Annotated in this window: 18 protein-coding genes and 1 pseudogene; 5 read left to right on the top strand and 14 right to left on the bottom strand. The window is 53.7% G+C overall.

Going from position 1 to position 26115, the window contains the following annotated elements; all coding sequences use genetic code 11:
• Positions 1 to 625: 625 nt before the first annotated feature.
• A pseudogene (locus HV107_RS04075) lies at positions 626 to 946 on the top strand (serine hydrolase); the annotation flags it as partial.
• A 284-nt stretch (positions 947 to 1230) separates the two neighbouring features.
• On the opposite strand, the gene HV107_RS04070 reads toward HV107_RS04075, so the two are convergent.
• The 4 genes from HV107_RS04070 to HV107_RS04055 all read right to left on the bottom strand — a co-directional run bounded on the left by HV107_RS04070 (position 1231) and on the right by HV107_RS04055 (position 4643).
• Positions 1231 to 1614: a hypothetical protein gene (locus HV107_RS04070; protein WP_182062156.1), complete on the bottom strand. Its 384-nt coding sequence runs from the start codon at positions 1612 to 1614 to the stop codon at positions 1231 to 1233.
• A gap of 55 nt (positions 1615 to 1669) precedes the next feature.
• The gene (locus HV107_RS04065) at positions 1670 to 3073 is read right to left on the bottom strand and encodes a PAAR domain-containing protein (RefSeq protein WP_182062155.1); all 1404 of its coding nucleotides are present in this window, start codon (positions 3071 to 3073) and stop codon (positions 1670 to 1672) included.
• 7 nt (positions 3074 to 3080) lie between these two features.
• Positions 3081 to 3770 carry a hypothetical protein gene (locus tag HV107_RS04060; protein ID WP_182062154.1) on the bottom strand — a complete coding sequence of 230 codons (690 nt, stop codon included), beginning with the start codon at positions 3768 to 3770 and terminating at the stop codon, positions 3081 to 3083.
• A gap of 324 nt (positions 3771 to 4094) precedes the next feature.
• Positions 4095 to 4643, bottom strand: coding sequence for an Arm DNA-binding domain-containing protein (locus HV107_RS04055; RefSeq protein WP_182062153.1), 549 nt, complete (start codon positions 4641 to 4643; stop codon positions 4095 to 4097).
• 275 nt (positions 4644 to 4918) lie between these two features.
• Between HV107_RS04055 and HV107_RS04050 the strand changes: the two genes are divergently transcribed.
• On the top strand, positions 4919 to 5164 hold the full coding sequence (locus HV107_RS04050) for a hypothetical protein (protein ID WP_182062152.1): 246 nt from the start codon (positions 4919 to 4921) through the stop codon (positions 5162 to 5164).
• Positions 5165 to 5281: 117 nt separating this feature from the next.
• On the opposite strand, the gene HV107_RS04045 is transcribed toward HV107_RS04050, so the two are convergent.
• The 4 genes from HV107_RS04045 to HV107_RS04030 all read right to left on the bottom strand — a co-directional run bounded on the left by HV107_RS04045 (position 5282) and on the right by HV107_RS04030 (position 20159).
• Positions 5282 to 6451, bottom strand: coding sequence for an HlyD family type I secretion periplasmic adaptor subunit (locus HV107_RS04045; RefSeq protein ID WP_182063455.1), 1170 nt, complete (start codon positions 6449 to 6451; stop codon positions 5282 to 5284).
• A 10-nt stretch (positions 6452 to 6461) separates the two neighbouring features.
• Entirely contained in the window at positions 6462 to 8648 is a 2187-nt protein-coding gene (locus HV107_RS04040) for a type I secretion system permease/ATPase (RefSeq protein WP_182062151.1), read from the bottom strand.
• Positions 8645 to 10045, bottom strand: a complete 1401-nt coding sequence (locus HV107_RS04035; RefSeq protein WP_182062150.1) for a TolC family outer membrane protein — start codon at positions 10043 to 10045, stop codon at positions 8645 to 8647. Before HV107_RS04035 ends, HV107_RS04040 begins: the two co-directional genes overlap by 4 nt.
• Before the next feature lie 79 nt (positions 10046 to 10124).
• The gene (locus HV107_RS04030; RefSeq protein WP_182062149.1) at positions 10125 to 20159 is read right to left on the bottom strand and encodes a BapA/Bap/LapF family large adhesin; all 10035 of its coding nucleotides are present in this window, start codon (positions 20157 to 20159) and stop codon (positions 10125 to 10127) included.
• A 685-nt stretch (positions 20160 to 20844) separates the two neighbouring features.
• Here HV107_RS04030 and HV107_RS04025 point away from each other — a divergent pair.
• The 3 genes from HV107_RS04025 to HV107_RS04015 are packed head-to-tail and all read left to right on the top strand — an operon-like array spanning position 20845 to position 22703.
• The gene (locus tag HV107_RS04025; protein ID WP_182062148.1) at positions 20845 to 21381 is read left to right on the top strand and encodes a tetratricopeptide repeat protein; all 537 of its coding nucleotides are present in this window, start codon (positions 20845 to 20847) and stop codon (positions 21379 to 21381) included.
• A gap of 60 nt (positions 21382 to 21441) precedes the next feature.
• On the top strand, positions 21442 to 21918 hold the full coding sequence (locus HV107_RS04020; RefSeq protein WP_259349699.1) for a sigma-70 family RNA polymerase sigma factor: 477 nt from the start codon (positions 21442 to 21444) through the stop codon (positions 21916 to 21918).
• Positions 21915 to 22703: an anti-sigma factor gene (locus tag HV107_RS04015; RefSeq protein WP_182062147.1), complete on the top strand. Its 789-nt coding sequence runs from the start codon at positions 21915 to 21917 to the stop codon at positions 22701 to 22703. Before HV107_RS04020 ends, HV107_RS04015 begins: the two co-directional genes overlap by 4 nt.
• On the opposite strand, the gene HV107_RS04010 is transcribed toward HV107_RS04015, so the two are convergent.
• The 6 genes from HV107_RS04010 to rhaD all read right to left on the bottom strand — a co-directional run bounded on the left by HV107_RS04010 (position 22683) and on the right by rhaD (position 25972).
• The gene (locus tag HV107_RS04010; protein ID WP_182062146.1) at positions 22683 to 23258 is read right to left on the bottom strand and encodes a YceI family protein; all 576 of its coding nucleotides are present in this window, start codon (positions 23256 to 23258) and stop codon (positions 22683 to 22685) included. The genes HV107_RS04015 and HV107_RS04010 overlap by 21 nt on opposite strands.
• A 99-nt stretch (positions 23259 to 23357) precedes the next feature.
• Positions 23358 to 23702 (bottom strand): cupin domain-containing protein, encoded by a 345-nt coding sequence (locus HV107_RS04005; RefSeq protein WP_182062145.1) that lies wholly within the window; start codon positions 23700 to 23702, stop codon positions 23358 to 23360.
• Between the two features lie 130 nt (positions 23703 to 23832).
• Positions 23833 to 24189 carry a hypothetical protein gene (locus HV107_RS04000; RefSeq protein ID WP_182062144.1) on the bottom strand — a complete coding sequence of 119 codons (357 nt, stop codon included), beginning with the start codon at positions 24187 to 24189 and terminating at the stop codon, positions 23833 to 23835.
• Positions 24190 to 24385: 196 nt separating this feature from the next.
• Positions 24386 to 24661: a hypothetical protein gene (locus tag HV107_RS03995; RefSeq protein WP_182062143.1), complete on the bottom strand. Its 276-nt coding sequence runs from the start codon at positions 24659 to 24661 to the stop codon at positions 24386 to 24388.
• Positions 24662 to 24665: 4 nt separating this feature from the next.
• Positions 24666 to 24869: a hypothetical protein gene (locus HV107_RS03990; protein WP_182062142.1), complete on the bottom strand. Its 204-nt coding sequence runs from the start codon at positions 24867 to 24869 to the stop codon at positions 24666 to 24668.
• 275 nt (positions 24870 to 25144) lie between these two features.
• A complete protein-coding gene (rhaD, locus tag HV107_RS03985; RefSeq protein WP_014071428.1) occupies positions 25145 to 25972 on the bottom strand; it encodes a rhamnulose-1-phosphate aldolase in 828 nt (275 codons plus the stop codon).
• Positions 25973 to 26115: the final 143 nt, after the last annotated feature.

Here is a 26115-nt window from a genome sequence, read left to right as displayed (position 1 = left end):
GGAGTTGGCATTACCGGCTTGGAGTGTACCGGCGCGTCTTGCGACGCCCCCGTCCAGCCCACCATTGAGATGTAGCCAGACGCGCGGCGCAACAAGAACTTACGCCGTCTCCAATAATAACCAGGATGCCAATCCCGACGCCAGATTTTGCTGGCGTGGAAGAAACATACGCTCGAATAACCTTATGAAAAAGAGGGTGAGAAAGGAGAAGTTGAAACCTGCGAGATGGCTTCAGGAAAGATGTATGGCGTTGCAATGACCTGTGGTGTGTTGCCCTCTGCTCTTCAGGGAGAGAGTTAGGGTGTGGGGGAACATATGGCTGAGGTGGTCATTCCGTTCACTTTATGTTCCTTGCTACTCTGTTACTACATTACCGGTGAACGTGCCAGGGTGGCTCACCGCCACCACCCTGGCGACCCGGGCTCCCGGCAAGAAAATCGCCGCTTCGCGAATTGTTCGCGCCATCCCTGGGGCTCACCCCTTCGGGGCCAGCGCAAGCGCTGTCCAAATTAAGTAGACCACTTCAGCTTATTCCTTTCGGCTTTCGGGTCGGGCGCGATGCAGCGTCCATGCAAGTCGCGCCCTCTCGGCGCATCCATGCGCCTCGCCCCGGCCTACAGGAAATGACAGGGCTACGGTAGAGCAGTTCACTCAAAGCTCGCCAGAAGACGCTACGTTTGGCCTGGGCTGGCGTGTAAATGGTAATGCTTCGATGACACCAACTTTCGGTGTGCTGGCAAGTTCTCTGACATATGGCCACACCGGATGGACAGGTACTCTGACGGCCATCGACCCGGCTAACAATATGGCTATCGTTATCCTCGGTAACAGGCCGCATTCGCCAGTGGCGAATCCTTCCGTGAATCCTAATGTGTTTGTCAGCGGTTTATTGCCAGCGGCAACATATGGATGGATTGTTGATCAGATATATGGTGCATTGAAATAAATTTAAAACTATTAAAAAAGGACTCCATTGGAGTCCTTTTTTAATCAAAAAGAAAATTGATAATGCCATTTCGATTTATAAATATCACCAACAGGCTTAATAATACAATTAAAAAGCCCAATAATCAAATAATAATGAATATATTAGTGTGCTTTCCTGGTAAGCTATTAATAAAGGAAACGCAAGTATTAAAATGATTGAATCTATCACTATATGCTTCCTTGTTTGGGATGGAATATATTCGCTTTAAAATAAATAATCACAAGTGAGCTATGAAGAAGATCCTATGCAGTCATAGCAACAATTATTAATGCAATAAATACAATAGTCATTAATACACTAAGATAGAAAGTCATTAAGAAAATATTTGTTAACTCTTTAGGCAAACCTCTTATAAATTTCACTTTTTCATCCTGTAAACCCAAACTAGAGGGCATATTGAACACAAGAGGAATTATAATGAAATTCATTTTGATGTTATATCCGATAATAAAAAAAGGGCTTGATGTATTAAATAATTTCGCTTCAAAAGGTAAAGTTCCAAATTCTTTTTTATATAAATCACAAATAATATAAAACTTATTATTTTCAACATGCATTAAAATAAACATTAAAATTAAACCTAAAATTACTATGCATGTTAAAATTAAAAATACATATTCTGCCATCAATATATTTACCTTTTTCTTTCGGCAGGGGTTATTAAATACTCCTGCCGGATTTTTAATGAGAATAATTATATATTTTTTCAGCTATGATTTCACCACTTACTTCTCCAGCTTTACTAAGACCAAACCCGGTAAGTGCAGGTACAACAATTTCACAAGCAATAGCTCCAACTCCTCCAGCGGGCGCACTAAGATATGATAATACAACTACACAGCCAGTAGATGCTGCAACTGTCGCACTTCTTAATAATATAGGAACAAGTATACCACCTGAGAACTTTCCAATTTCTGTATAAGTGGTTTTTTCACACTCCCTTCCAACAGTACAGGCATCATAGATTGAATTCATTCCATTTAAAGCAGATAAACCAATGCCTACTTTATTAAAGGTTTTCATAAGTTTAGCAAGCTTTGCAGATTTTTCTATATAAGTTGCATAACCTTCAATATCATTAACGCCAGTTTGATTCCATCTATGAATGATCGAAGATGATGATAACCTTAAGGCTTTTTTCATATCATCATACTGAGCAAGACCTATATTGTTTCTGAAAATCTTTAAAAGTATCCCATCTAATTCCTTAAATAATTTTCTACGTTCAATAAAAAATTGTTCCCCTATCAATGTTCCACGAGTTAAATATTGGTTTTTATATGCATCATGAATTTTAGTTAAGGTTTTCTCAATTTCACCAAAATATTTCTCAGACATATCACTTATAACCCCTCCATAATCTGAACCATATGAAGTAACCATATCTATCAAATTTCTGTTTTGATAAAGGAATCTGGCTTCATCTAATGAAAGAGGCTCTAAAGCGTTATCAATTCTATCTCTGGCATTTTCCAGATGTTTGATTTGTTCTGGATTTTGGCGTTCAGGATCAGCAATGATAACTATTGAACCAGGTTTTTTCTTTATATCCGGATTCAATTGATTATACAACTCCTTAGTACCATCTGGGGGAGTATTGAATAAATAAGGTTCAAAAGCTTTTGGCGTTGCACCATAAGGCAGAACGCAAAATCCTGCATCTACGAGTTCCCGTTCTTCCTGTGGCTCTGTAGGCGCTTCAGCAGGTTCTACTACTGGTGTAACAGGTTTTGGTGTTGGTGATGATTCTGAGTGTATGAGGGAAATGGGCCGGGTAGCACTCACAGAACTTTTAATAGCTTCAGATTCATATCCGTAAATGCAATCAGTAAAAGAATTTATAAAATAGCATTTGCAGGCACACGTTCCCCTGCTATGTGCAGTCCCGGCTGCCTGAACGCCATGTATAGAATAATTGGGGATACCTCCTGCTATACGATATGTTTTTTTATCAGCACCACAAATATACTTATCACCCATCCGTGCTGTAGCCTGACCATGTATCGAATGAGAATCACATCCTTCTATAATACTGCCACCACAAGTAGTTTTATCACCACGCACTAAAAAATATCCAGTACCCATTACGACCTCATTTAATCAAAGTTAGATTATCCGGATTATTAAAAATCCAGTTGTTTTTCCAGGTAACAATATATTTACAGTCTTCTATACTGTTAGATTCAGTTAAATTTATATGATTGTATGCGAGTAAGGCTTGCGCCATAATTTCATTATCAGAACCTGTCATAAATCCGGTATACTCTTTAAAATCTGAAAATCTTCCTCTCCAGTATTTTTCAAAGCGCTCAACAACGCTCGAAGGTATTCTTAATATTGCATGACCTTCTTTATTTGCTACAGCATTGGAATTATAGGTTACAGGAATCGTAACCTGTACCAGATGATAACCTGAATACATTAATTGATTATCTTTATTTGCCCAAAAACCTGCACTAAGTAATAAATTATAATCATCAGTGTTTTTAATACTCTGATTATGTATTATCATTTCTTTAATATTTAATTCATTCAAAGAATAAACCGCCCATTTTTGCCGGAATTTTTTCTCCAGATGAATGCTGTATATTGCTGCTTCTATTCTCGAAAAAAATACCATGATCCCTTCTAATCCTTCACGGTATTTCCTCCAGAGTGGCTCTAACATTTTTTCTTCTTTGTTTGTATTGCTGTTATATAAATCAACAACACGGGCAAGAACCCATAATTCATGCTGACATATATACTGATTGATGTTTTTATCTTCCTGAAAAAAATACATGCATCATTCACTTCCTTTTATTAAAGGCTGAACATCACACGTTTTTATAATTAGATAATGAGGTCATGATCACACTAGCACTAAAAAAGCCTGAATTTTTTTCTTTAAAATTCAGGCTGTAAATTGATATTCAATTAATAATCATCGCGCGAATAATTTAGAGGGTTTTTTGGTTCTCAACTATCATTTAAATTCCTTTAAGTCCGTCGACGGAAAGCAGTAAGTTTAAAGCCTTTCCCCATTTTTCAGTTGTTTCACGTTTTTCAATGAAATAATCATATTTATCATAGTGCTTTTTATTGATTGTCTTGTTTACATGTTGGTTTACAATATCACGTTCGTTTTCAGAAAATGCAGCATACCCGCCAAAGTTTTAAATGTACGGCGTATATCCCTCATCGTAAATGACTTATCAAAATGTTTGCGGGTGATCTGTACAGAGGTGATCTCGTTAGCTGATTCATCACCTGTAAAAAGCTCCAGCTTGATTAGCTGTTCCAGGTGTGCGCCGTATTGACCGATTGTACTGCGATGGCCAGAGAGCGATTTAAACGCCTGAAATGCTCCAAACAGCTCGCGCAGTGTTCCGGTGCGCATTTTTTTACCCATCGCATCAGAACGTGCCTGGTGCGCCATACCTGCCAGTTCAGCATAACGTTGCGTTGCCTGTTCGAGCGTGAAGTGAGGCCAGTCTCCCAGCGTTTTAAACTGGCGCTTTCCCCCGACCTGGAAACGATAGACGAAAGACTTACGTCCTGAAGGGAAAATTTTGATACCTAAACGTCCGGTGCCTCTTGTACCATCATCCCGGAAAACATAGTAAGCAGATTCTTTTGTGCGTAGTCCGCCGAACACACTATCATTTAACCGCATTGTTGCTATCTCCTTTTGCATAAGCGGTGCATACAATTTGCATAACAGCGGGTGTCGTTGTGGGTGCTATTACGTTGAAACCGTATGCATTCGCTTGAGATTGCACAACTATTAAATTGGCTTTTTAATCAGTTGGTTATAACAAGTTTGTGATTGGGTTATAGTCAATGATTTTGAATGTTCCTCTCCCACAGGGCTGATGGTTCCCCAGTAATTTTTGTCTTTAATTCAGCGATGATATTACGCCATTGAATTAAGGGACTTACAGCGGTGTCATGGTCCGGCTGAAAATCGCCGAAGCGTTTACGGAAGGCCGGGGCGACGCGCATGGATGCGCGGCGAGGGCGACTTTACAGGGACGTTTCATCCGCCCGTCCCCGGTTAGCCTGGAGCAAACGCTGAGGGCATCGCGAAGCGACGATTTTCTTGCCGGGAGCCCGGGTCGCCAGGGTAGCGGCGGTGAGCTACCCTGGCACGTTCACCGGTATTGTGGTGACAGAGTAGCAAGGAACGTAAAGTGAACGGAATGACCACCTGAGCCGTATGTTCCCCCTCACCCCAGCCCTCTCCCCAAAGAGGAGAGGGGGCCGTCCGTGCTCGTATGACCTCTCCCACAGGGAGAGGGCGAAAACCAAAAATCACCGCTCTCTCAGCGCCTCTTTCGCCCGGTTAAACGGCTTAATCATATAATCCAGCACGGTTTTTTCGCCGGTTTTGATATCCACCGTGGCAATCATCCCTGGCACAATCGAAAAATGCCTTCCCGCTTTATTCACCAGAAAATCCTGGCTGGTGCGGATAAACACCCGGTAATAAAACACTTCCGGTTTGGCTTCGTCCTGAATGGTGTCCGGGGAGATGGTTTCCACCACCCCGTGCAAACCGCCGTAAATGGCGTAGTCATAGGCGGTTATCTTCACCAGTGCTTTTTGCCCGGGATGAATAAAGGCGATGTCGCGCGGCGAAAGGCGGGTTTCAATCAGCAGATGATCGTCCACCGGGACAATCTCCATCAGCTCGCCGTTTGGCGGGATCACACCGCCGATGGTCGTGACTTTGATGTTTTTCACAATGCCGCGAACAGGGGAGCGTACCGTCAGGCGGGTAACGGAATCCTCACGTCCTTTAAGAATAGCGGAGAGCATATCCACTTCGGCATTGGCTTTTGACAGCGCCTCGCGCGCCTGCACGTAATACTGCGAACGCACGTCTGTCAGCTTGAGTTCCAGGTCGCTTTTCTGCCGCTGAAGACGCAGCACTTCAACGTGGCTGGCGGCACCGGTTTTTACCAGACGCTCCGTTATCGCCAGCTCTTTATTCGCCAGACTCAGGGCCGAGTTCAGTTCACGCACGGTGTCTTCAAGCTGTGCGCGGCGGGATTTGTAGAGATGGGTTTCGGTGGCGAGAAGGTCAGGCCAGGCTTTTAATGATTCAGGAAAAACCAGCGGAAGGTCGTTAACTTCTGCGGTTAAACGCACGCTGGACGCCAGCGATGCGCGGTAGCGGGCGGCACTTTCCCCCACGTTGGACTCAGAACGGGTCGGGTCGAGCCTTGCCAGTACCTGGCCTGCCTGAACCTGATCCCCTTCATGCACGTTCAGCCCGGCCAGTATTCCGCCATCGAGCGACTGCAATACCTGTTCGCGAGAGCTTGGGATCACTTTGCCGGTTCCCGTAGAGACTTCATCCAGCATTCCGAACCATGCCCACACGCCGGTGACGATAAACAGCAGAAGCGTCCACAGTACAATGCGTCGCGCGCCGGAATAGCCGCTTTCCGAATCAAGCGTATTGTCCAGATCGTCCATCGTTGCGGCATCATGCTGACTGGTTTTCATTTTTCCACTCCCGTCCGTTCGCCTGTTGCTGCATTCGGCTGTTGTTGAGGGCCTGCGCTTTCGGCGCATCCATGACCAGCATCCCTTCTTTCAGCACCACCACGCGCTCAACCAGTTCCAGTACGGGCACGCGGTGTGTGGCGACAACCAGCGTGCGGTTGCCCAGCCACTGACTCAGGCGCTGAATAAACTCGCGTTCGGTATGTTCATCAAGAGAGGCAGTGGGTTCGTCGAGCAGGACGATATTGGGATCGCGCAGGAGCATTCGCGCCAGCAAAATGGATTGCCGCTGGCCGCCGGACAATCCCACACCATTTTCCATGATCGGGTAGTCCAGCCCCTTTGGTAGCTTCTGTACAAAGCTTGCCGCGCCGCACATCTCCAGCACATTAACGATCTCTTCGTCGGTGGCACGTGGCATCCCGAGCGTGATGTTCTCGCGCAGCGTGCCGTGGAATAACCGCGCATTCTGGGTCATAAAGCCCACGTTGCGCCGCAGGTCGGCCACGTCCAGATGCGGCAGGCTGAAGTTGTCCAGACGCAGCTCGCCGCTGGCCAGCTCCATACCGCCCGCCAGCGCCTGAAGCAGCGTCGATTTGCCCGCGCCGTTGCGCCCGAGGATCGCGATGCTCTCACCGGGTTTGATCTCCAGCCGGTTGATGCGCAGCGCCATGCGCGGGTCTTCCGGGTGATAGCGAAACTGCGCCTGATCGAATAGATAGTGCCCGCGCAGCACATCCTGGCGAATCGGGGTGTCTTCTCTCAGGTTTTCGGTGGGCAACTGCATGATGCTGTCCAGGCCCTCTTTGGCGGCTTTCACCTGCTGCCAGCGCGCCAGCACGCCGCACAGGGTGGCCATCGGGGCAATCATGCGCGAGGCCAGCATCGAGGCGGCAACCACGGAGCCCGTGGTTAAGGAGCCTTCGATAACCATCGGTGCGCCGAAAACGATCACCCCTGCGTAGACCAGGCTCTGGATCGTCATCCCCCAGTTGATCAGCCCCTGGCTCAGCTCGCGGGTGCGCAGGCCAGATTCTGCGGTGATCTGGATGTAGCTGTTCCACTGTTGCAGGAAGCGGTTTTCCGCCTGCATCAGCTTGATGTCTTCCAGCCCCTGAACGCTCTCGACCAGTACCGCATTGCGCAGGGTGGATTCATGGGCCGATTGTTTCGCCAGCTCCGCCAGCTTTTTCTGCAACAGAATACCAGGCAGCACCATCAGCACGGCGGCTACCGGCGCAATCCACGCCAGCGGTGGGGCAATGATTGCCAGCACCACCACAAACAGCAGAAAGAAGGGCAGGTCGACAATGGTGGAAATGGTCGACGAGGTGACCATTTCGCGGATCTGCTCCAGCTCGCGCAGCTGCGAGATAAAGCTGCCGGTGGAGCGAGGCACCGCGCTGTTACGCAGGCGCAGGGCATGGCCGAAGACCCGGTCAGAGACGCGTAAATCGGCGCGTTTACCCAGCAGATCCATAATGTGACCCCGGGCGATACGCAGCACAAAGCCAAACAGGGTGGCAATCAGCACGCCAATCGTCAGCACATACAGGGTGGGGTACGACTGGGCGGGGATCACCCGGTCATATACCTGCATCGAAAAGACCACGCCAGAAAGGGATAACAGGTTGATAAAGAGGGCAGCCAGCATCACCCAGGTGTAGGGGCGCAGGTCGCGCATTACCAGTCGGTAGAGCCAGTCCGGGCGATACTTCGAAATATAGGCATCCACGCGGCTGTCTTTTAAGGCCGCCAGCGGGCGCAGGGCGGCCACATGACGAATGGCGGGCAGCAGCGCCTGAAGGGATAGACGGTTAGTTTGCGGCGTGCTGTCGATAAAACAGATCTCCAGCGTGTCTTCGCCGTCAAAGTATTCAATGACGCCAATCTTGCCCTCTTTCAGCTCAACCACCAGCGGCAAACGCCAGCTGTTGATGGCGTCCTGCGTGGAGTGCAAAAGCTGGAACGAAAGCCCGGCCTCACGCGCCAGCAGGGTGAGGGCGTTTATCATCGGTTTGCCGCTGAGCCACGGGGCGTCCGCAACCAGCGCGCCGGGGGAACAGGCCACCCGGTAGTGATCGGCAACATGACCAAATGCCTGGGCCCAGTGCGCCAGGGCCTGATCCGAAATCGGTTCGTTTTGCGATGGGTCGGTGTGTTTCATGGCTGGATCTCCACAGACTGGATCGTGCGGTTATCCAGGCTAAAGGCGTGGCGCATACGGCCCGTGTTGTACAGGCAGTTCAGCTGGAGTTGATGCAACTGGCCGAGCGTTTGCTGCTGAGTAAAACGCGCCTGGTAGACCTCTTGTTCAGCGTTTAGCACGTCCAGCAGCGGGCGTGAGCCAAGCTCAAGATACTGTTGCTGGTAGAGCTCGCGGGTGCGCACGCTGAGCGATTCCTGGCGGGACTGGATCTGCAATGTGCTGAGCAGGCTCATCACCTGGCTGCGCGATTCCAGCAGTTTTTGTCTGACGTCCAGCCGCGTGCGTTGAATGGTAGACTGTGCCGCTTCAACCGCGTGTCCGGCTGCATTGCGCCGCGCGGTTAACCCGCCGCCCTGATAGAGCGGCATCTCGACTTTGACCCACGCGGAATACTGGGTGCGATCCAGTGAACCGTGTCCCGCATAGTTGTCATTCAGATAGTGGCGAACTTCCGGCTCCAGCGAGACGGTCGGGGTCATCTGGGCGTTGGCGTAGTCCAGATTGGCCTGCGCGATATTAGCCTGCGCCCAGGCCGCAAGCACCGCCGGCACTAGCCGGTCGTCTGGCTCAGCGATGTCGCAGCTGCGTTTCATTCGGTCCGGGAAATCATTGCTGATTGCGCCCAGTGTATTCCAGCTGAGGTTGCTCATCAGCGTGGCGCGCGAGCTGTCCAGGTTGGCCTGATACTGCATTAACTGTGCGCGTGCGCCTTCAACACGGGCATCGGTTTGTACTACGTCTGAGAGCGACGTCGCCCCTTCGTCGTTACGCTGGCGGGTGAGCTTGCCGATTGCGTTCAGGGCATCAAGCTGCTCTCTGGCGGTTTCAACCATCTGTTGCCAGGTCTGAACCTGCACCATGGCGGTGGCCGTGTCGTGGGCAATGGTATCGATACTGACCAGCACATTGGCCTGCTGTTGTGCGACGCCAGCGTTTTCGGCGCGCACCTGGCTTGCCACTTTGCCGAAGTCATACAGCATTTGCGAAAGCGAGAGCACCAGTGAAGGGGTAAAACCGGAGTCGCCGCCATTATGCGTGTAGCCGCTATCCATCCCGGCGTTAACCTGCGGATAGTATTTCGATTTGGCGACATCGACCTGTTCTGATTGCTGGAAGAGTTTTCCCACCGCTTCGCTGATGGCCGGATGCCAGCTCACGGCGCGGACGACGGCGTCATCCAGGTTTAATACGCCCGGCGGTGTTTTGCTGGTCGGAAGTGCAACGCGGCCTTCAAGAGAGGGAAGTTCCTGCTCAGCACTCAGCTGTTCGGCATTAATCACAACCGCCTGAGCAGGCAACACGGGTACAGAAAACAGGCAGCACGAGAGCCACCAGCGAGGCATTCTTTTTCTCATGTCTTGTCCCTAATAAAAGAGTACCGCTTTATGTTGTCTATGCCCGGGCGGCAAGCGCCCGGGTCATTATTTTCGGCTGTCAGGTAATGATGTTGTGGTGCTGATTTACAAGCTCGTCGAAGGTGGTCTGAACATTATCCAGGGTGACCAGTGTGGTTTTGGCGTAAGCACTTCCTGTGCCGTCGCGGTCGATGGAAATCACGGTGTTACTTCCGTTAGTGGAGACGGACACATAGTTACCGAGCGACGATGTCTGGCCGTTCCAGCCCACCAGCAAATCGCCGATATCGATATTATCCCCCTGCGAAACAGAGAAGTTGGTCCAGTGATCGCCGGTGCCGTTGCCCCCGGTACCGGCACCTGTGGTGGTATCGAGCACGTGATAAATCAGCGTGTCGCCATAGGCACTGCCGGTCATGAAGTCGTTGTGGTTGGTGCTGGTCATCTGCGGTGACAGATTGATGGTCAGCGAGGCGGTATCGGTCTGGCCGTTGGCAGCGGTCAGGGTGTAGTTGAAGACCTCCTTGCTGGTCATGGTGGAAAGCGAGATCCCGCTGTTCAGCGTGTAGGTGTAGCTGCCGTCCACGCCAATAGAGAGCGTGCCGTAATGCCCGACAATCGACGCGCTGGCGTTGCTGGTGGTGTACGGATCAAGCGTGGTGACATGGCCGTCATACCCGGTGATGCTCAGACGGGTGTTCACCGATGCCAGCTGATCCAGCGCCCCCTGCGAATCCGTACCGTCGTAGATATTGCCCGTCACCAGATGCCCGGCGGTGGTTTCGAAGTTATTGAGGAACACTGAGGTGCCTGTTACGGATGGGGTGATCGTAATGCCGCCCACACCCAGTGGCCCCGCAGTACCGGTAAAGCTCAGGGTGTATGTCCCTGCATCCAGATCCAGCCCGCTCAGGTTGATGGTGGTGGAGCCACCGCTAAACGAGCTGGAGGCAATCGGCGTTGAAGCCCCTTGCAGGGTAATCGACCAGGTGACACCTAGCCCGCCCAGCGGCAGCACGGATGCAATGTCAAAGTGCAGCACCACATTGTGCAGCGCGGTGTTCGGGTCGACGGTAAAGGTGCCGCTACCGGAGGCGCGGGTGGTACTCAGCAGGGCGGCCTGCCAGCTTGCGCTGCCAACGGAGGTATCGCTCCAGGCTGCGATGTGCTGTGTGGCATCAAAGGTCACCAGTTTGCTGACATCGTCGATGGCATCCAGCGCGTGCGGCGTTGGGGTGATGTTGAGCGACGCGCTGTCCTTGTGCCCGGTCGAGTCGGTAATGGTGTAGACAAAGGTATCCGGGGTGCGGATTTTGTCTGCCCCGGTGCCGGCTTTCAGGGTGTAGCTGTAGTGGCCCTGAGCATCAATGGTCAGTGTGCCGTACAGCCCCTGAATGGTTGTGGTGCCGGTTGCGTTAACCTGCACGCCGTTCACTTCGGTCACCGTGGCGGTCACGCCGGTTGGCAGGATGTCGTCCGCCATCACGTTACCGGTGGTCGAACCGTCGGTGCTGGATACGGTGTAAACGTGATCCTCAAGCACGTTCAGGGTGTAGCCAGTCAGGGCGGTGATCCCCGATGCGGTATTCAGCAGGAACAGATACTGCCCGGCCGGGAGATCCAGCGTTAGCTTGCCGGACGTGCCGCCCAGCAGCGGCGCGGTCAGCCAGCTTTTATCGTAACGATACTGCTGGTAGGTCTGGGTTGCGGCGTTGAACTTATAGACGTAAAGGTCAAACACCGAGCCGATGGCTACCCCGCCAACGCTTGCCTGCAACGTCATGGTGCGGGTGGTGCCCTGATCGACGTTATAGATAATCGGGTTGCTGAGGTTACTTAGCACGTCAAGACTCAGCACGTTGCCCAGACTGACGCCCACCACCGTGAACCCGCCCTGGGATGATGTCCCGTTGTCGATGGCATGAACGCTGGTATCGAAAGTGAAGCTTGTCGCGTCATCTACAGCCGTCGCATGGGCGACCGTTGCCCCGGAGCTGGTGCCAAGCGAAATCACCAGCTGGGCGCTGGCGGTTGAGCCGTTATGCGCGATGGTGTAGGTGAAGTTCTCCGTGCGGCCGTTGGCGCTGGCGCTGGTGGTGGTCAGCGTGTAGGTGTAGGTCCCGTTGGCGCTGATGGTCAAGTCGCCGTACAGACCGTGAACCACGGTGGTGCCGCTGGCATTGATCGCGATGGTCTGGCCCTGCGCGTTCGTCACCTGGGTGACCAGCGTGCCGGACGGCGCGTTGTCGCTGCCGGAGACGGCATCGTTGTCGGTTATCACGTTACCCGCAACGTTCAGGTTGCTGCCAACAATGGTGCCCGCACTGGTTTGCGTGACGTCCACATCGAGGCTGCTGTAAGCCCCTGTTGCCAGCAGGCTGGTATTGTAGGTCAGCACCCGATACTGCCCCTGAGGCAGCCCGGTCAGGTTCAGGGATACGCCGTTCGCCCCGAGGGTCAACAGGTTCAGCGTGCTGCCATCCCCGGAGTCCACCACCGTAGTCCAGACGTTGTTGGTGGCGTCCCAGTGCTGCACCACAATCTGCATGGTGTTGAGCAAGCTGAGCACCGCGCCCGTCCCGTAGGCGTTAATACTGATATTGGCCGACGCTCCCGGGTCAATGGTGAAGGTGACCTGCGCGCTGTTGTTCCCCAGCAGCGAGAGCACGTTACCTACCGCGCCCACCAGCAGCAGACCGTAATCGCTGTACTGGGCATCGGTCACTGTCGCCGTGGTGGTGAAGTTCAGCTCGTCGAGGTTATTCGCTGCAGACAGCGGCAGGTTAGGGGCGATAGCCTGCCCCGGCAGTGAAGTGTTACCTGCGGCATCGGTCGCGTTCAGTGTCAGAGTTCCCCCTTCAGTTTGCTTGTTGGCAAAGGTCAGAGAGAAGACACCGCTGGCGTTGGCCGTCGTGGTGTAGGTGGTGCCATCCGGCAGGCGAATGGTGACCGTGCTGCCCGCTTCGGCCTGACCGGTCAGCACGCTGCCATCGGCGTTAAAAGTGCCTGTCGGGATGCCTGGTGCGGTGGTATCCACAACCACGGCAATGCTGCCCGAAACCGGGCCGGTACCCGTGCCGTTGGAGGCGGTTGCTGTGAACGTATGCGCACCTTCGCTCAGAGCGGGCGCGGTAAAGCTCCAGTTGCCGTTTACGTCAGCGGTGACTGTGCCCATCGACACCCCGTTGTTAAACAGGGTCACCGTTGAGCCTGGCTGCGCGGTCCCCGCAAGCGTCGGAGTGGCGTCGTCGGTACTCTGCCCGTTACTCAGCGTGCCTTTCACCGTACCGAAATCATCTGTCACGGTGTTGATGACTGGCGCACCCGGCAGGGTGGTAAACGGTGCGATGACCGGGGAAGAAAGCCCGACGTTGCCCGCTTTATCGGTGGCAAAGGCCAGCAGCGTTTCACCGCTGGTCTGCGCCGGGTTGATGGTGGCGGTAAAGTTGCCGTTACCGTCCGCCGTGGCGGTGCCGAGCACCGTACCGCCGCTGGTGGTGATGGTCACGGTGCTGCCCGCTTCTGCTGTACCCGTTACGCGCGTACCAACGTTAACCACCGCCAGTCCGCCCGGCGCCACCGGTGCAAGGGTATCCACCACAATAGAGGTGACAGGGGATGCGGTACTGGTGTTACCCGCAGCATCCGTGGCGGTAACGGTAAAGTTATGCTGCCCGTCGCTGAGGATGGTGGTGGTCTGTGGCAGGCTCCAGTTGCCGTTGGCATCTGCGGTAACCTGGCCGACAAGCGTAGTGCCATCATAAATTTTCACCACGCTGTTGGCTTCTGCGGTGCCGTTCAGCGCAGGCCGCGTGTCGTTGGTGGGGGTTGAGCTGGTCACTGGCCCGGTGATGCTGCCCACATCGTCCACGATGGAGGTAATGGCTGGCGCGTTCGGTGCGGTCGCATCCACCACCAGGGTGAAGGTGTTTGAATCACCGCTGACGTTGCCTGCCGGATCGCTGGCCGTGGCCCTGAGCGTGTGCGAGCCATCGGTAAGCGGGCTGGTTGGAGTAAAGCTCAAGTTGCCGTTGGTGGCGACAACGCTGCCAAGCAGGGTGCTGCCATCGTAAATACGAACCAGTGAACCCGCTACCGCCGTGCCGCTCAGGGTCGGTTTGTTGTCGTCCGTCAGTTGGCCACTGGTGAGATTGCCAATGTTCGGGCCTGCGTCATCAGCCACGGTAAGGATAACCGGCGGAGCTGGCGGCGTGGTATCGACGGTCAGCTGGAACGGTGCAGACGGGTTGCTGATGTTACCGGCTGCATCTACCGCCCGTGCCGTGAAGCTGTGGGTGGTTTCGCTCAGGTTGGCGCTCAGTTGCAACGACCAGTTGCCGTTGATATCGGCGTTAGTCGTGCCGATGAGCGTGCCTCCGTCATAGACGTTGACCGTGGCGAGCGGCTCGCTGGTGCCTTTTAGCAGTGGCTGGGCGTCATCGGTGAGCTGCCCGGCGCCCAGTGGCCCCTGAATGGTGCCGAAATCATCCACCGCCTGCGTGATGGCCGGTGCGGCAGGCGGCGTCAGGTCAACCACCAGCACATACGGCGGGGAGGCCGGGCCTACGTTTCCGACCACATCGGTGGCGGTAAAGGTGAAGCTGTGGCTGCCCTCTGTCAGTGCGGCGGGGGTGTAAGCCCACAATCCTGAGCCGTCTGCTGTGACCTGGCCAATTTGCTTGCCATTGTCGTAGACGGTGATCAGGGCATTGCCTTCCGTGGTGCCGTTAAAGGCTGGTGTGGTGTCGTTGGTGGAATCGCCATTGGCCAGGGTCACCGTCGTACCCACGTTGTCGATTACGCTTGCGACTATCGGGGCAACTGGCGCGCTGGTATCTACCGTGAAGGTCACGGTTGTGCTGCCGGTGCTGGTATTCCCGGCCGGGTCGGTGGCGGTGATGACCAGGCTGTGCAGCCCGTCGGCCAGATTCGCAGTAGGGGTAAATGTCCAGGTGCCCCCCGCAGTGACCACTGCGGTACCAATTTCGTTTGCGCCATCTTTGATGTGGATGGTGGTGCCGGCATCCCCGGTGCCGCTCAGGGTCGGACGATTGTCATCGGTGCGACCGTTAGCTGCTATTTGCCCGGTAATCGAACCCACATCGTCCAGGACGCCGGTGACGGCAGGTGTGGCCGGAGCGGTGGCATCGACGGTGATGGCGAAAACAGGCGTGGTAGTGGACACGTTGCCCGCATCGTCGTTGGCATAAATGCGCAGGTTATGTACGCCATCAGTCAGGGCCGTGGTTGGGGTGAAGCTCCAGACGCCGCCGCTCACAATCGCCGTGCCTATCTGCACGCCGTTATCCAGAATGTGAATGATATTGCCTTCGCTGCCCGTACCGCTCAGGGTCGGCAGGTTATCGTTGGTCAACTGACCGTTGGTGAGATTGCCCACGCTTCCCTGCACATCGTCATAGACCGTATCCAGCGTTGGCTGTGCGGGCGGTGTGGTAGAGATAGTAATACCGTAGCTGTCCGACACCGTACTCTGGTTGCCCAGCGGATCGGTTGCCACCACCGTGAAGCTGTGCTGACCGTCTGCCAGCGCTTTTGAAGGCGTAAAGGTCCAGTTGCCGTTGACGTCGGCCAGTGCTGTACCCAGCACCGTGCCGTTATCGCTGATGGTCACCGTGCTGCCCGCTTCGGCTTTGCCGTTCAGGGTTGGTGTGGTGTCGTTGGTGGACGCGTTCTTGTCGATGCCGCCCACGTACAGCGGAACGTCGTCAGTAATGGTTGTGATCGTCGGTTTATCTGGTGCTGTGGTGTCGATGACCACCATAAATGGCATGGAAGGCAGGCTGGTAATGCCCAGGTGAGTCACGGTAATGGTATAGGTGTGAAGCCCATCCAACTGGGGGACGGGAGTGAAGGACCATGCCCCATTTGCCACCGCCGTCGCGACGCCAATCGGCAGCCCGTTATCAAAGATGGTGATGATATCGCCCACGCCTGCGGTGCCGCTCAGGGTTGGGGTGTTATCGTTAGTGGATTGCCCGTTGGTCAGCGGCCCGGTGTAAGGCGGAACATTGTCAGTGACTGCATCGATAACCGGAACGCCCACAGAAATCAGATCGATAGTCACGCTGGCGGCGGCGGAGAGATCGCTGGTGGCAGAACCCACCGTGGCCGTGGCGGTAAAGCTGTGTGTGCCCGAGACAAGCGGTGTGGTCAGCTGATAGCTCCAGCTTGTCTGGCTGGCACCCAGTGTGAAGGTGGTCAGGAGCAGCCCGTCCTGGTACAGGTTCACGGTGCTGCCTGCGGCAGCCGTACCGTTCAGCACCGGCAGCGTATCGTCTGAAGTACTGCCTTTCACGTTCCCTACCAGGATGCCAACATCATCGATAATGGTGTCGATGGTGGGGGGCTGAACGGTGCCGGTGACCTGGTAGCTGGCAGGATCGCTGGTGTTCCCGGCTTTGTCTTCGGCGGTCACGGTCAGGTTATTCCCTGACGTCTGGGGGCTGGTCAGAGTAATGCTGAAGTGGTTGTTGGAATCGGCGGTGCCGGTACCAATCAGGTTGTTGTTGGCATCGCGAATTTCCACCGTAGAGCCTGCTTCAGCCGTACCGGACAGCGTGGTGCCCTGCACGTTAATGCTGATATCTGAAGGCTGCGCAGGCACTAAGGTATCTACCGTCACGGTAATCGGCGTACCGCTTGCGCTGACGTTCCCGGCTTCGTCTTTTGCTGTAGTGCTGAAGGTGTGATCGCCCTGGCCCAGCGCCGATGGCTGGAAGTTCCAGTTGCCGTTGATATCAACCGTCGCCGTACCAATCGGACTTTTGGTGCCGTTATAGTCGTCGTAAATGGTGATCACATCACCCGCTGAACCTGTTCCGCTCAGCACCGGGCGCGGATCGTTGGTGGTGCCGTTATTGGCGATAACCCCGGTGAATGCATCCACGTTATCAGTAATGGTCGGAGCCGACGGCGTGGCTGGTGGATCGGTATCAATAATAATGGTCGCCCCGTGCGAGGCGGCGCTCTCATTGCCCGCGCCGTCTTTGTCGGTGGCGGTCAGGGTGATGTTGTAAGTTCCGTTCGGCAATGGCGTTGTAGGCGTCCAGCTCCAGTGGCCGGTATCATCAACCTCGGCGGTGCCCAGCACTGCGTTGCCGTTGTAGATGGTGATCACATCCCCTTTTGTGCCGGTTCCGCTCAGGGTCGGCGTGGTATCGCGGGTTGGCTGCCCTGGTGCGAGTATGACGTCCGTGCCGTCCGGGTTCACGGTGACAACCGGGGTGGACGGGGCATCTGGCGCAATGGTATCCACCACCACGTTAAACGTGCTGGAAGTGGTGGTGTTCCCGGCGGCATTGATGGCGACCGCCGTAATGCTGTGCGACCCTTCGCCAAGCGGCAGAGGCGGCGTAAAACTCCAGTTGCCGGAGGCATCTACCGTTGCGTTGCCCAGGAACTTGCTGCCGTCGTAAATGGCAACGGTGCTACCCACATCCGTTTTCCCTTCGAAAAGGGGCTGGGTGTCATCGGTCGGTTGACCACTGGTGACCGGGCCTTTCTCGCTGCCCACATCATCGGTTACGTTATCAATGGTCGGTTTGCCAGGGGCTACCGTTGAAAGGTTAAGCACAAAACTGGTGGCGGTGGTGCTGTGGTTACCCGCAGCATCAACGGCCACAAAACTCAGGTTGTGTGTCCCGGTGACAAAGGCGGAGGCACTGGACGGTGTCCATGTCCATGACCCGTTTGGCGCGACCAGCGCAGTACCTATGATATTGCCGTTTTCCATTACGTTAATGGTTGCGCCAGCCTCCCCGGTGCCGTTAAAGGTTGGGGTGGTGTCGTTGGTGAGCTGCCCGCTGGTGATATTCCCTGTACTGGCCGCAGCATCGTCAATCACCTGGCTGATAACAGGGGCGTTCGGGGCGCTGGTATCGACGGTAATGCTCCAGGTGGCGGACCAGCCGCTCTCCTGGCCTTTGCTGTCTACCGCTTTTGCCGTAATGACGTTCCCGCCTTCTACCAGATGCACATCCGCCGGGAAGCTCCAGGTGCCGTCAGACAAAATCACCGTCGAGCCAATTTTATTGCCGTTGGTGTACAGGTCCAGCGTAGTGCCCGCTTCGCCTTTACCGTAGATGGTAGGGTGGTTGTCGTTTGTGATGCCGCCATTAGCCACGCTGCCGGTGAAGTCAGCCTGGTTATCCGTCACGCCGATTATCTCTGGCGTTTGCGCTGGTGTCGTGTCTGGCGCAACGGTACTGGCCGGATCGCCGGTATTGCCTGCCGGGTCGGTTGCCCGTGCGGTTAAGGTTTCACCGTTGTTTTGTGCCGGGTTGAGCGTGATTGTAAAGTTACCCTGATCGTCCACCAGCGCCGTTCCCACGGTGCCCGTGCTGTTGGTCACGGTGACGGTGCTGCCCGCTTCAGCTTTACCGGTTAGCTCCGTGCCATCTGCTGAGACATCCAGGTCGGTCGGTGCGGCCGGTGGAGTGGTATCCGGGGCAGTGGCATGGGCCGGCTGGCTGGTGTTGTTTGCGCCATCGGTTGCCGTGACGTCCAGCAGCTCACCGTTTTTTTGCCCCGGGGAGATGGTTACGTCGAAATGACCGTTATTGTCGGTGGTTCCCGTACCAATTTGCTGGCCGTTTTCCCCCTTCACGATAATGGTACTGCCCGGCTCGGCTGTGCCGGTAACGTGGTCGCCATCCTGAGATACCGCCACGCCATCAGGAATGGCCGGCGGTGTGGTATCCGGGGCATTCAGGTTTGCCGGGGCACTCGGGTTACCGGCTTCGTCAGTGGCGATTATCGATATTTTTTCACCGTTGGTGAGGGCAGGCGAGAGCGTAAGGGTGAAGTGGCCAGTCCCGTCTGTGGTGGTGGTCCCAATCACCGTTCCGGCGCTGTTTTTGATGGTAATAATACTGCCGGCTTCGGCCGTGCCGGTGACCTGATCCCCCGTGCCGTTAATCTGTGCAACTGGGGTAGCAGGCGGCTGAGTGTCGATAATAAAGTTCAGAGGCCTGGACATCCCGCTGGTGTTCCCGGCGGGATCGGTTTCGGTGAGCGTCAGGGAGTGCGCACCTTCTGAAAGCGTCTTACCTGGCGTAAAGCTCCAGTTACCTTTCGCATCTACCGTCGTTTCGCCAATTTTCACCCCTTTGTCATACAGGGTGATGGTATCGCCCGGGTCACCTTTTCCGCTCAACACGGGTTTGCCGGCATGGGTGTACTGGCCGCTCAGGATCGGAATGGCGCTGGAGCCCGTGCGATCGCTGGCGCTCAGCACGCCGGGTGTTGCGGGTGGAGTGGTATCTATTATCACGGTAAACGATGGGGATGCAGGGCCAGTGTTACCTGCGCTATCGGTGGCTTTTGAGGTAATGCTGTGCGCGCCTTCGCTCAAATCTGAAGAGGGAGTGAATTGCCATTTGCCGTCACTGCCCGCAGTCACTGTGCCGATGGCTTTACCGTTGTCATAAATTGTCACCTTCGCGCCAGCTTCCGCCACGCCGCTGAAGGTAGGGCGCGTATCATCGGTACTTTGACCGCGAGAGAGCGCCCCCTGAATTGAGCCAACATCATCACTGGCACCGGTGATCGTCGGGGCCGCCGGGGCGGTGGTATCAGGATCGGCCGGGTCTACCGGTGTAGTGGGGTCTGTTGGATCGGTACCAGGGTTTTGCCCGCCATTGCCGCCACTACTGTGACCACCACCACCGCCGCCACCACCGCCACCTGCGGCAAGGGCAATGCCCCCTGCCGCGGCAACACCGCCAAGTACCCAGGGCCACACGGCGCCACCGGTTGCGGACTCTGTCCCCGCTGCGGCAAGCAGTACATCCGTGGAAGCGATGGACTCGAAGTGCACCACCGCCGGATCATCAACCCACCACAGCAGGCCGCCATCCTCTTCAAGTACCAGCTGGCTAAGTCCTTGCGCATCCGCAACGTAGAAGTTCTTAATGGTGATGGTTTCACCCGAGTGAAGGGTGATAATCAGATCGTTGCTACTGCGGGCAAAGTGGTCGATATCGGAGCGCTCAAGGTGAAGCTTAATGACAGAAGAGTGGGTCAGAGTGACCTGAGTGCCTTCTGTGGTTGACTCCACACCAGTCAGTTTTGAGATGACAGATATTTTGCTCATAGGGTAACGGCTCCCGGCAGCGATACTATTTGGATTAGCAACTCTCTTTTGGTTTCTTCAGAGCGAGCGAGACCCGCCAGTTTGAAGAGTGGCTACGCGCGTGAAACGTATTATTTGATGTCGATGGCGATATTCTCAGTGTTTATTTTCGATAAAACCTTTTTATTAATGTTGTTATTATTTAATTGCCTGTAAAAAGGATATAGCTATAAACAGGCGATTGCGCAAATGTAGCGCCAGCGAATAAACGCAGAATGACAGTGATGATGGTGTGTGATGGCTTTTGTGTTAATTATCAATCGATTATTGTTGTTTTTTGACGATTCTACTCTGAGGTAAAGTGATTAATTTGCGTTAGGGGTATTGATTTTTTGATGCTGGCTTATTTTATTTATATAGTAACTTAACGGTAGCTTAACAGATGTTTAAGCTTCATTATATTAATTGAAGAATATGATATATTATCCATTAAATGATTTAATGGCGTAGTGGCGTGAAAAATATAATCTGCTAGCACTATTTTTATAATCATAATTGGCATGAATATGTATTAAAAATACGCATTATCTGTTGTGGGTATCACCCCCCCTTTTCGCTGAAAAAAGTGCACCAGGTGATGAATAAAAAATCCAGGTCACGCGTTAACTGCATGAACACCCACTGTGCATTTATCCTGGAGCAGAACATGAAAACGTTGACCACGACTCGTTACCTGGCCGTTTCAGCACTGGTGCTTTTCCTGCAATCCCCACTTGCGCTGGCAATGGGTAATAATAGTACTGAGAGTAAAACACCTGATTGCCCGTCCGGGCAGGTATACGACAGCGTAAGCCAGAAATGTGTACCGGATAAAACCAGCAGTCTGAGCGATCAGGACAAGACCAACTATGCCTATCATCTGGCAAAAAAAGGGGAGTATCAGGCAGCATTGAACCTGCTCGATACCCTGAAAAACAGCAATACGGCAGAAGCCTGGAACTACCGGGGCTACGCGACGCGTAAGCTTGGCCGCACGGATGAAGGGATTGGCTATTACCAGCGTTCGCTTGCCCTGGAGCCTAACTACGCCAAAGCCCGTGAATACCTGGGCGAAGCCTGGATGGTAAAAGGTCGCCCCGATCTGGCAAAAGAACAGCTGAAAGTTATTGCCGGTATTTGTGGCCAGACCTGCGAAGAGTATCGCGATTTGCAGGCCGCCATTAACGGACATTCTGAGTCCTGAGCCCCGTGGGAGGAGCTAAAAATCACAACCAGTGACGTTCGCCAGCAGCTTGCAGCACACCTGACGCGCCTGTGGCGCTACGGGCTGGTGTTGTCGCGAAATCGTGATATTGCCGAAGAGTTGGTTCAGTCCACCTGCGTGCGTGCGCTCGAAAAGAGCGCGCAGTTTACGCCGGGTACGCGCATCGACAGGTGGCTGTTTTCGATTCTGCATTCAATATGGGTTTCCGATCTGCGTGCGCGTCGTGTCCGGCAGGGGCAGGGCTTTGTGGAAAGCGACGAACTGGAAGCGCCAGATACCCGCGAAAGCAATGATGACAGCCTGCGTTACCGGCAAATTATGCAGCGGGTGAATGCGCTGCCTGAGGCGCAACGGAATACCGTGTTTTTAGTTTATGTTGAAGGGTTTACCTATCAGGAGGCGGCGGACACGTTAGCGGTTCCTGTTGGCACGATCATGAGTCGTTTAGCCACCGCGCGCGCGACGCTGGTGAAGTCGTTTGACCTGCCGCCCACTGCAAAGGAGAAACGCTCTTGAAAACTACCCGTTTTACTCCCCCGTATCACGACGATGCCATTGTCACCTGGCTGGATGGCGAGATGCAGAGCGAGGATGCGCGCCAGTTTGAACAGTATCTGCAACGTGATGAACAGCTTGCCGGGCGCACGGCTGAATTGCGTAAAAGCCATCAGGATTATCAAAGCGCGTTTGCCCCGTTACTTAACGAAGCGCCGCTGGCCCGAATGCAGGAACGGCTGGAGGCACATCTGGCCGCCAATTCGCCGCCGCAGGCAAATGTCAGCCGCCGCGCATTAATTGCAGCATCGCTGAGCTTTTTGGTGCTGGGAACTGGCGTGGGGTATCTGGTGCGAACATCGTCGGGAGAGCGCGACGAGAGTGCGCAGATCCGCGATCTGGAAGCGCAATATATGTCGCTTTACAGTACCGAAACGCTGGTGGACGCCGACAGTGCCGCACCGGTGCTTCAACGTGGTCTGGCCCGCACCGCACAGGATCTGGGGCTACAGCTGGATGAACAGCAGCTGATGCTGCCGGGGGCAGAGCTGAAGATGGTGCGTATTTTACGTTACGAACGCACCTCGATTGCGCAGATTGCCTGGCTTCATCACGACTATGGCCCGATGGCGCTGTGTATTTCCGCCACGGACACGGGGGAGACAACGCCGGTTAAACAGGAAAAACGACACAGCATGAACCTGGCCTGGTGGAATCATCGCGGGCATCAGTATGTGCTGATTGGCCGAAACCCGGCCTCAGAACTCCAGGCAACGGCGCAGGCGCTACTGCGGGTGATTGGCTGACCCGGACAGTGGATGCGCCCCAATATTAATATCGATAGCAATGCGGTCGTCCACAACCATCGCGAAGCGATCCAGACCGAATGCCGAACGCGAGATAGCGGTAGTGGCATGGAGAGTCAGCGATGATGGCGATTGCTCTTCAAGTGTGACGTCCAGAATGACCGGACGACGTATCTCCCGCACGTCCAGAACGCCAAACACCCGAAAATGCCCCTTCTGGAGGATAACGACCCGGTCGCTGATAAACGCGATTGTCGGATAGCGCTCGGCGTCGAAAAACATATTACTTTTGAGCTGCCAGGTGAGAAGGCTGTTGGACGCCATCAGCGTCGCAACCGGGATCGTCACCTGGATCTGGTCATTAAATTCGTTATCAGGATCGAGGGTGACTCTTCCGGTGACGTCTTTCAGCCACGCCTGGGAAAGGATCCCACCAAACGCGCGCCACGACAGCACAATGCCTGTTTTCTGCTGGTCGATGTCATAACGAACGGGTGCCGCAAGCAGCATCGGGCTGAATAAAATAACAATCAACAGGGTGGCAAAACGCGTCATACAAGGCTCTCCATCATTCCGGTATAGTGTTAACGCATGGAGCAGAGATTTTATTCGGCCCGCAACAACAAACCCGGCACAAAGAGGCCGGGTTTTCTGTCAGGCGATGTGGACGATATCGACGGAGATTTCGATCGCAGGAAGTGTTCCGCGATTTTCGAGCCAGTGCGTTGTGTCGTGATCTTCCGGCCATCCCACGCCGGGGCCGTAATCGGTGGCAATACCGTTTCGGTGATCGGTGATGGTGCCCTGTAAAATGTAGACCGTGCCTGGACGGTCGATATGGTTATGCACAGGCCCGAAAACGCCGCCCGGCGCGATGGTGACCCTGCGCATACGTAACTGACGACCTTCCATGCCAGCAATTTCAGGACCCAGATCAACACTCGTCAACAGCTCGACCGTGACACCGCAGGTTTCTGGCGCCACTTCTTCAATATTCATGTGCGTGTACCTCTCTTCATGGGATGAAGAATGTGCGGTCTTTACGCTTCAATATTAGCGGTTTCAGGTGGAATGAAAGGGGAAAAGGGCGGGGAAATAAAAAAGGCCGCTCTCGCGACCTTTTCGGACATTATTCAGTGACTTTCTTTTCCAGCTCGGCTGCGCCTTCTTTGGTTTTGTTCCAGCCTTTTTCAGCCCCTTCTTTGGTTGCATCCCAACCTTTTTCGGTGCCTTCTTTGGTTTTATGCCAGGCTTTCTGGGAGTCTTCACTCACCTTACTGGAGAAGTTCTCGCTCTTACCTTCAGCGGCATGTTGCTTTTTCAGCTTAAGCTCTTCGCCTTTGTTCTGCTCTTCGTGCAGCTTTTGCTTCGCGTCGTTGGCATTAGCCGTAGCGGCAGCAACGGTATCGTCGGTGGCATGTGTGGTCGCGGCAAAAACAGGAGAAGCCAGCAGAACGGCAGATAATGCAATAATTGTTTTTTTCATCATTCATCCTCAATTAACATTTTCGTATTATGAGCGTGATTAAGAATGGCATGATGAATGCGGGGAAGGCTTTAGGAAAAAACTGTAAATGGTCAGCGACTTCCCGCGCATTATATTTCAGGGTCTGATTACCCGAGTGTTAAATAACCCATTTCGACCAGCGCTGAGAGCGTCAGGAGAATGAACAGTACAACAACTATTGGCCTGTACATTGTTGATATCCATCCATATTGATATTTTCGTCTGTGACGAACTCCTCATGCCCCAGCAGCCACTCCTCTTTTAACCAGTCGGTCAGTTGGCTGGAGAATGAAATAATATCGCCGGTCTCGACATCTTTTATACAATATTTACCCAGTACAACCTGGGCGCGTTTATCCCGTATTTTGTGAACTTTTTGCCCCTTTTTGAGGAACACGTTGTTCAGCCGTTTCATGGCCGCAGAGGTCGATACCGCGTACGTTTTCAGCATCGTGTTAGCCTCTTTTTTCGCCGCCGGTAGCAGGATGCGTATCGAGCGTTATCTCATCCAGATACTTGTTGTATAAGGTATTAAATTCCTCTCTTACCTCTGCCGGCATATTCCCCGTCAGAGCGTCTACTGAATGTGTGTGGGTGGTTGCATCCATCATTGCAAACGATTGCGCTATAAAATCAAGGCTTTGAAGTGTAATTTCCATTTTATTCTCTACCCAGTTCCATTATTTATCAGATAAGAATTTTCCCAACACCAGTAATTTTCCACTTGCCGCGCTAAAGAACCTTGATATAAATCAACATAGCTTTTCAGGTTTTTATTATTTATTAATTAAAATATGCTGTTATTTCAACTGGTGATTATTTCGTTGAGTGACTTGTGTTGTGGTACAGGTATGGCGGGGGAGTGGGCAATACGACGCAGGCAGTGTATTTCTGACATTGCCTGCGGGGAACAGCCTTACTTCTTGCTGGCGGATTAAAGCCCGAACGTCTCTTCCAGCTCTCGCATGTCGTTCATGCTTACGCCTTCCGGCTCGAAGCCGCTTGCAAGACACATTAAGTGCAGCTTGGCGCCTTTGTTGGCGACATCGACGAAATCAAAGGCCTGCAACGCATCAATACCGGTGGCAACAGCGCCGTGTTTTTCCCAGATGGCCACATCGTGATGACGCAGCTGCGTGGTTGTGCCATCCGCCATTACCTGACTGCCCGGCATACAGTAAGGAACGATGCCGATACCGCGCGGAACGAAGGCGCGAACTTCAGGGAGCATCTGCCAGCAGGCCTGGGTGTAGGCTTTGCTGTCATGGGCATATTTTGGATGGTGAGAAAGGGCGATAAGCTCAAGTGGATGCGTGTGCACCACGCAGCGGTCAGGGCGACCAGCGCGCTGTTTATCCATGATAATTTCGACATGAGAGATAAATTCGCTGGTGGGTTTGTAATCAGACTGACCGCGACCGCCCCACAGCAGGTGATAACCTTGTGCTTTGTCATCAATACGCAGCACACAACCCGCGAGCGTAGGGTCGCGCAGTTCGCGAATGCGTTCCCCTGTTCCCTTCACGAAGAAAATATGGCCTGCACTGTCGGCCGGGAAGGCGCTGCTGCCCCCAACCATTGACAGTGGGCAGTGCGGGAACTGGTCAAGATTGAAGGGTACTTCACCGAAGATATCCGTCAAATCTACCGAGATGTTGCCACCATTACGCTCTGCCCATTCTCGTTGCCACAGGTAGGCGGAGACTTCGATCACTTTTTCTATTTCAGCACGAACGGCCGCGTTCAATTCAACGTTACGCATGACTACCTCTACTGCACCCGAGAGGGTGTTAGTGTTGTGTTATGGACAACTATATAGAGATGGTCGTCATGCCGCCTTTGGCTGTTTGCCATAAATGGCGGAGGGTTGGCAGAAATTTAAAGACGTTGGGGGGGCAGGTGCGT

This window comes from Enterobacter sp. RHBSTW-00175 (assembly GCF_013927005.1).
In the GTDB taxonomy this organism is placed as follows: Bacteria; Pseudomonadota; Gammaproteobacteria; order Enterobacterales; family Enterobacteriaceae; genus Enterobacter.
Note: the sequence above shows the minus strand (reverse complement) of the source record. Positions and strands in the feature narration are given on the sequence as shown.

Bases quoted from the DNA above. Each gene is read 5' to 3' on its own strand.
- HV107_RS04065 (WP_182062155.1), bottom strand. From the start codon at position 3,073: ATGGGTACTGGATATTTTTTAGTGCGTGGTGATAAAACTACTTGTGGT.
- HV107_RS03990 (WP_182062142.1), bottom strand. From the start codon at position 24,869: ATGGAAATTACACTTCAAAGCCTTGATTTTATAGCGCAATCGTTTGCA.
- HV107_RS04010 (WP_182062146.1), bottom strand. From the start codon at position 23,258: ATGACGCGTTTTGCCACCCTGTTGATTGTTATTTTATTCAGCCCGATG.
- HV107_RS04070 (WP_182062156.1), bottom strand. From the start codon at position 1,614: ATGGCAGAATATGTATTTTTAATTTTAACATGCATAGTAATTTTAGGT.
- HV107_RS04040 (WP_182062151.1), bottom strand. From the start codon at position 8,648: ATGAAACACACCGACCCATCGCAAAACGAACCGATTTCGGATCAGGCC.
- HV107_RS04025 (WP_182062148.1), top strand. From the start codon at position 20,845: ATGAAAACGTTGACCACGACTCGTTACCTGGCCGTTTCAGCACTGGTG.
- HV107_RS04000 (WP_182062144.1), bottom strand. From the start codon at position 24,189: ATGAAAAAAACAATTATTGCATTATCTGCCGTTCTGCTGGCTTCTCCT.
- HV107_RS04035 (WP_182062150.1), bottom strand. From the start codon at position 10,045: ATGAGAAAAAGAATGCCTCGCTGGTGGCTCTCGTGCTGCCTGTTTTCT.
- HV107_RS04045 (WP_182063455.1), bottom strand. From the start codon at position 6,451: ATGGACGATCTGGACAATACGCTTGATTCGGAAAGCGGCTATTCCGGC.
- HV107_RS04005 (WP_182062145.1), bottom strand. From the start codon at position 23,702: ATGAATATTGAAGAAGTGGCGCCAGAAACCTGCGGTGTCACGGTCGAG.
- HV107_RS04050 (WP_182062152.1), top strand. From the start codon at position 4,919: ATGGTCCGGCTGAAAATCGCCGAAGCGTTTACGGAAGGCCGGGGCGAC.
- rhaD (WP_014071428.1), bottom strand. From the start codon at position 25,972: ATGCGTAACGTTGAATTGAACGCGGCCGTTCGTGCTGAAATAGAAAAA.
- HV107_RS04030 (WP_182062149.1), bottom strand. From the start codon at position 20,159: ATGAGCAAAATATCTGTCATCTCAAAACTGACTGGTGTGGAGTCAACC.
- HV107_RS04055 (WP_182062153.1), bottom strand. From the start codon at position 4,643: ATGCGGTTAAATGATAGTGTGTTCGGCGGACTACGCACAAAAGAATCT.
- HV107_RS03995 (WP_182062143.1), bottom strand. From the start codon at position 24,661: ATGCTGAAAACGTACGCGGTATCGACCTCTGCGGCCATGAAACGGCTG.
- HV107_RS04060 (WP_182062154.1), bottom strand. From the start codon at position 3,770: ATGTATTTTTTTCAGGAAGATAAAAACATCAATCAGTATATATGTCAG.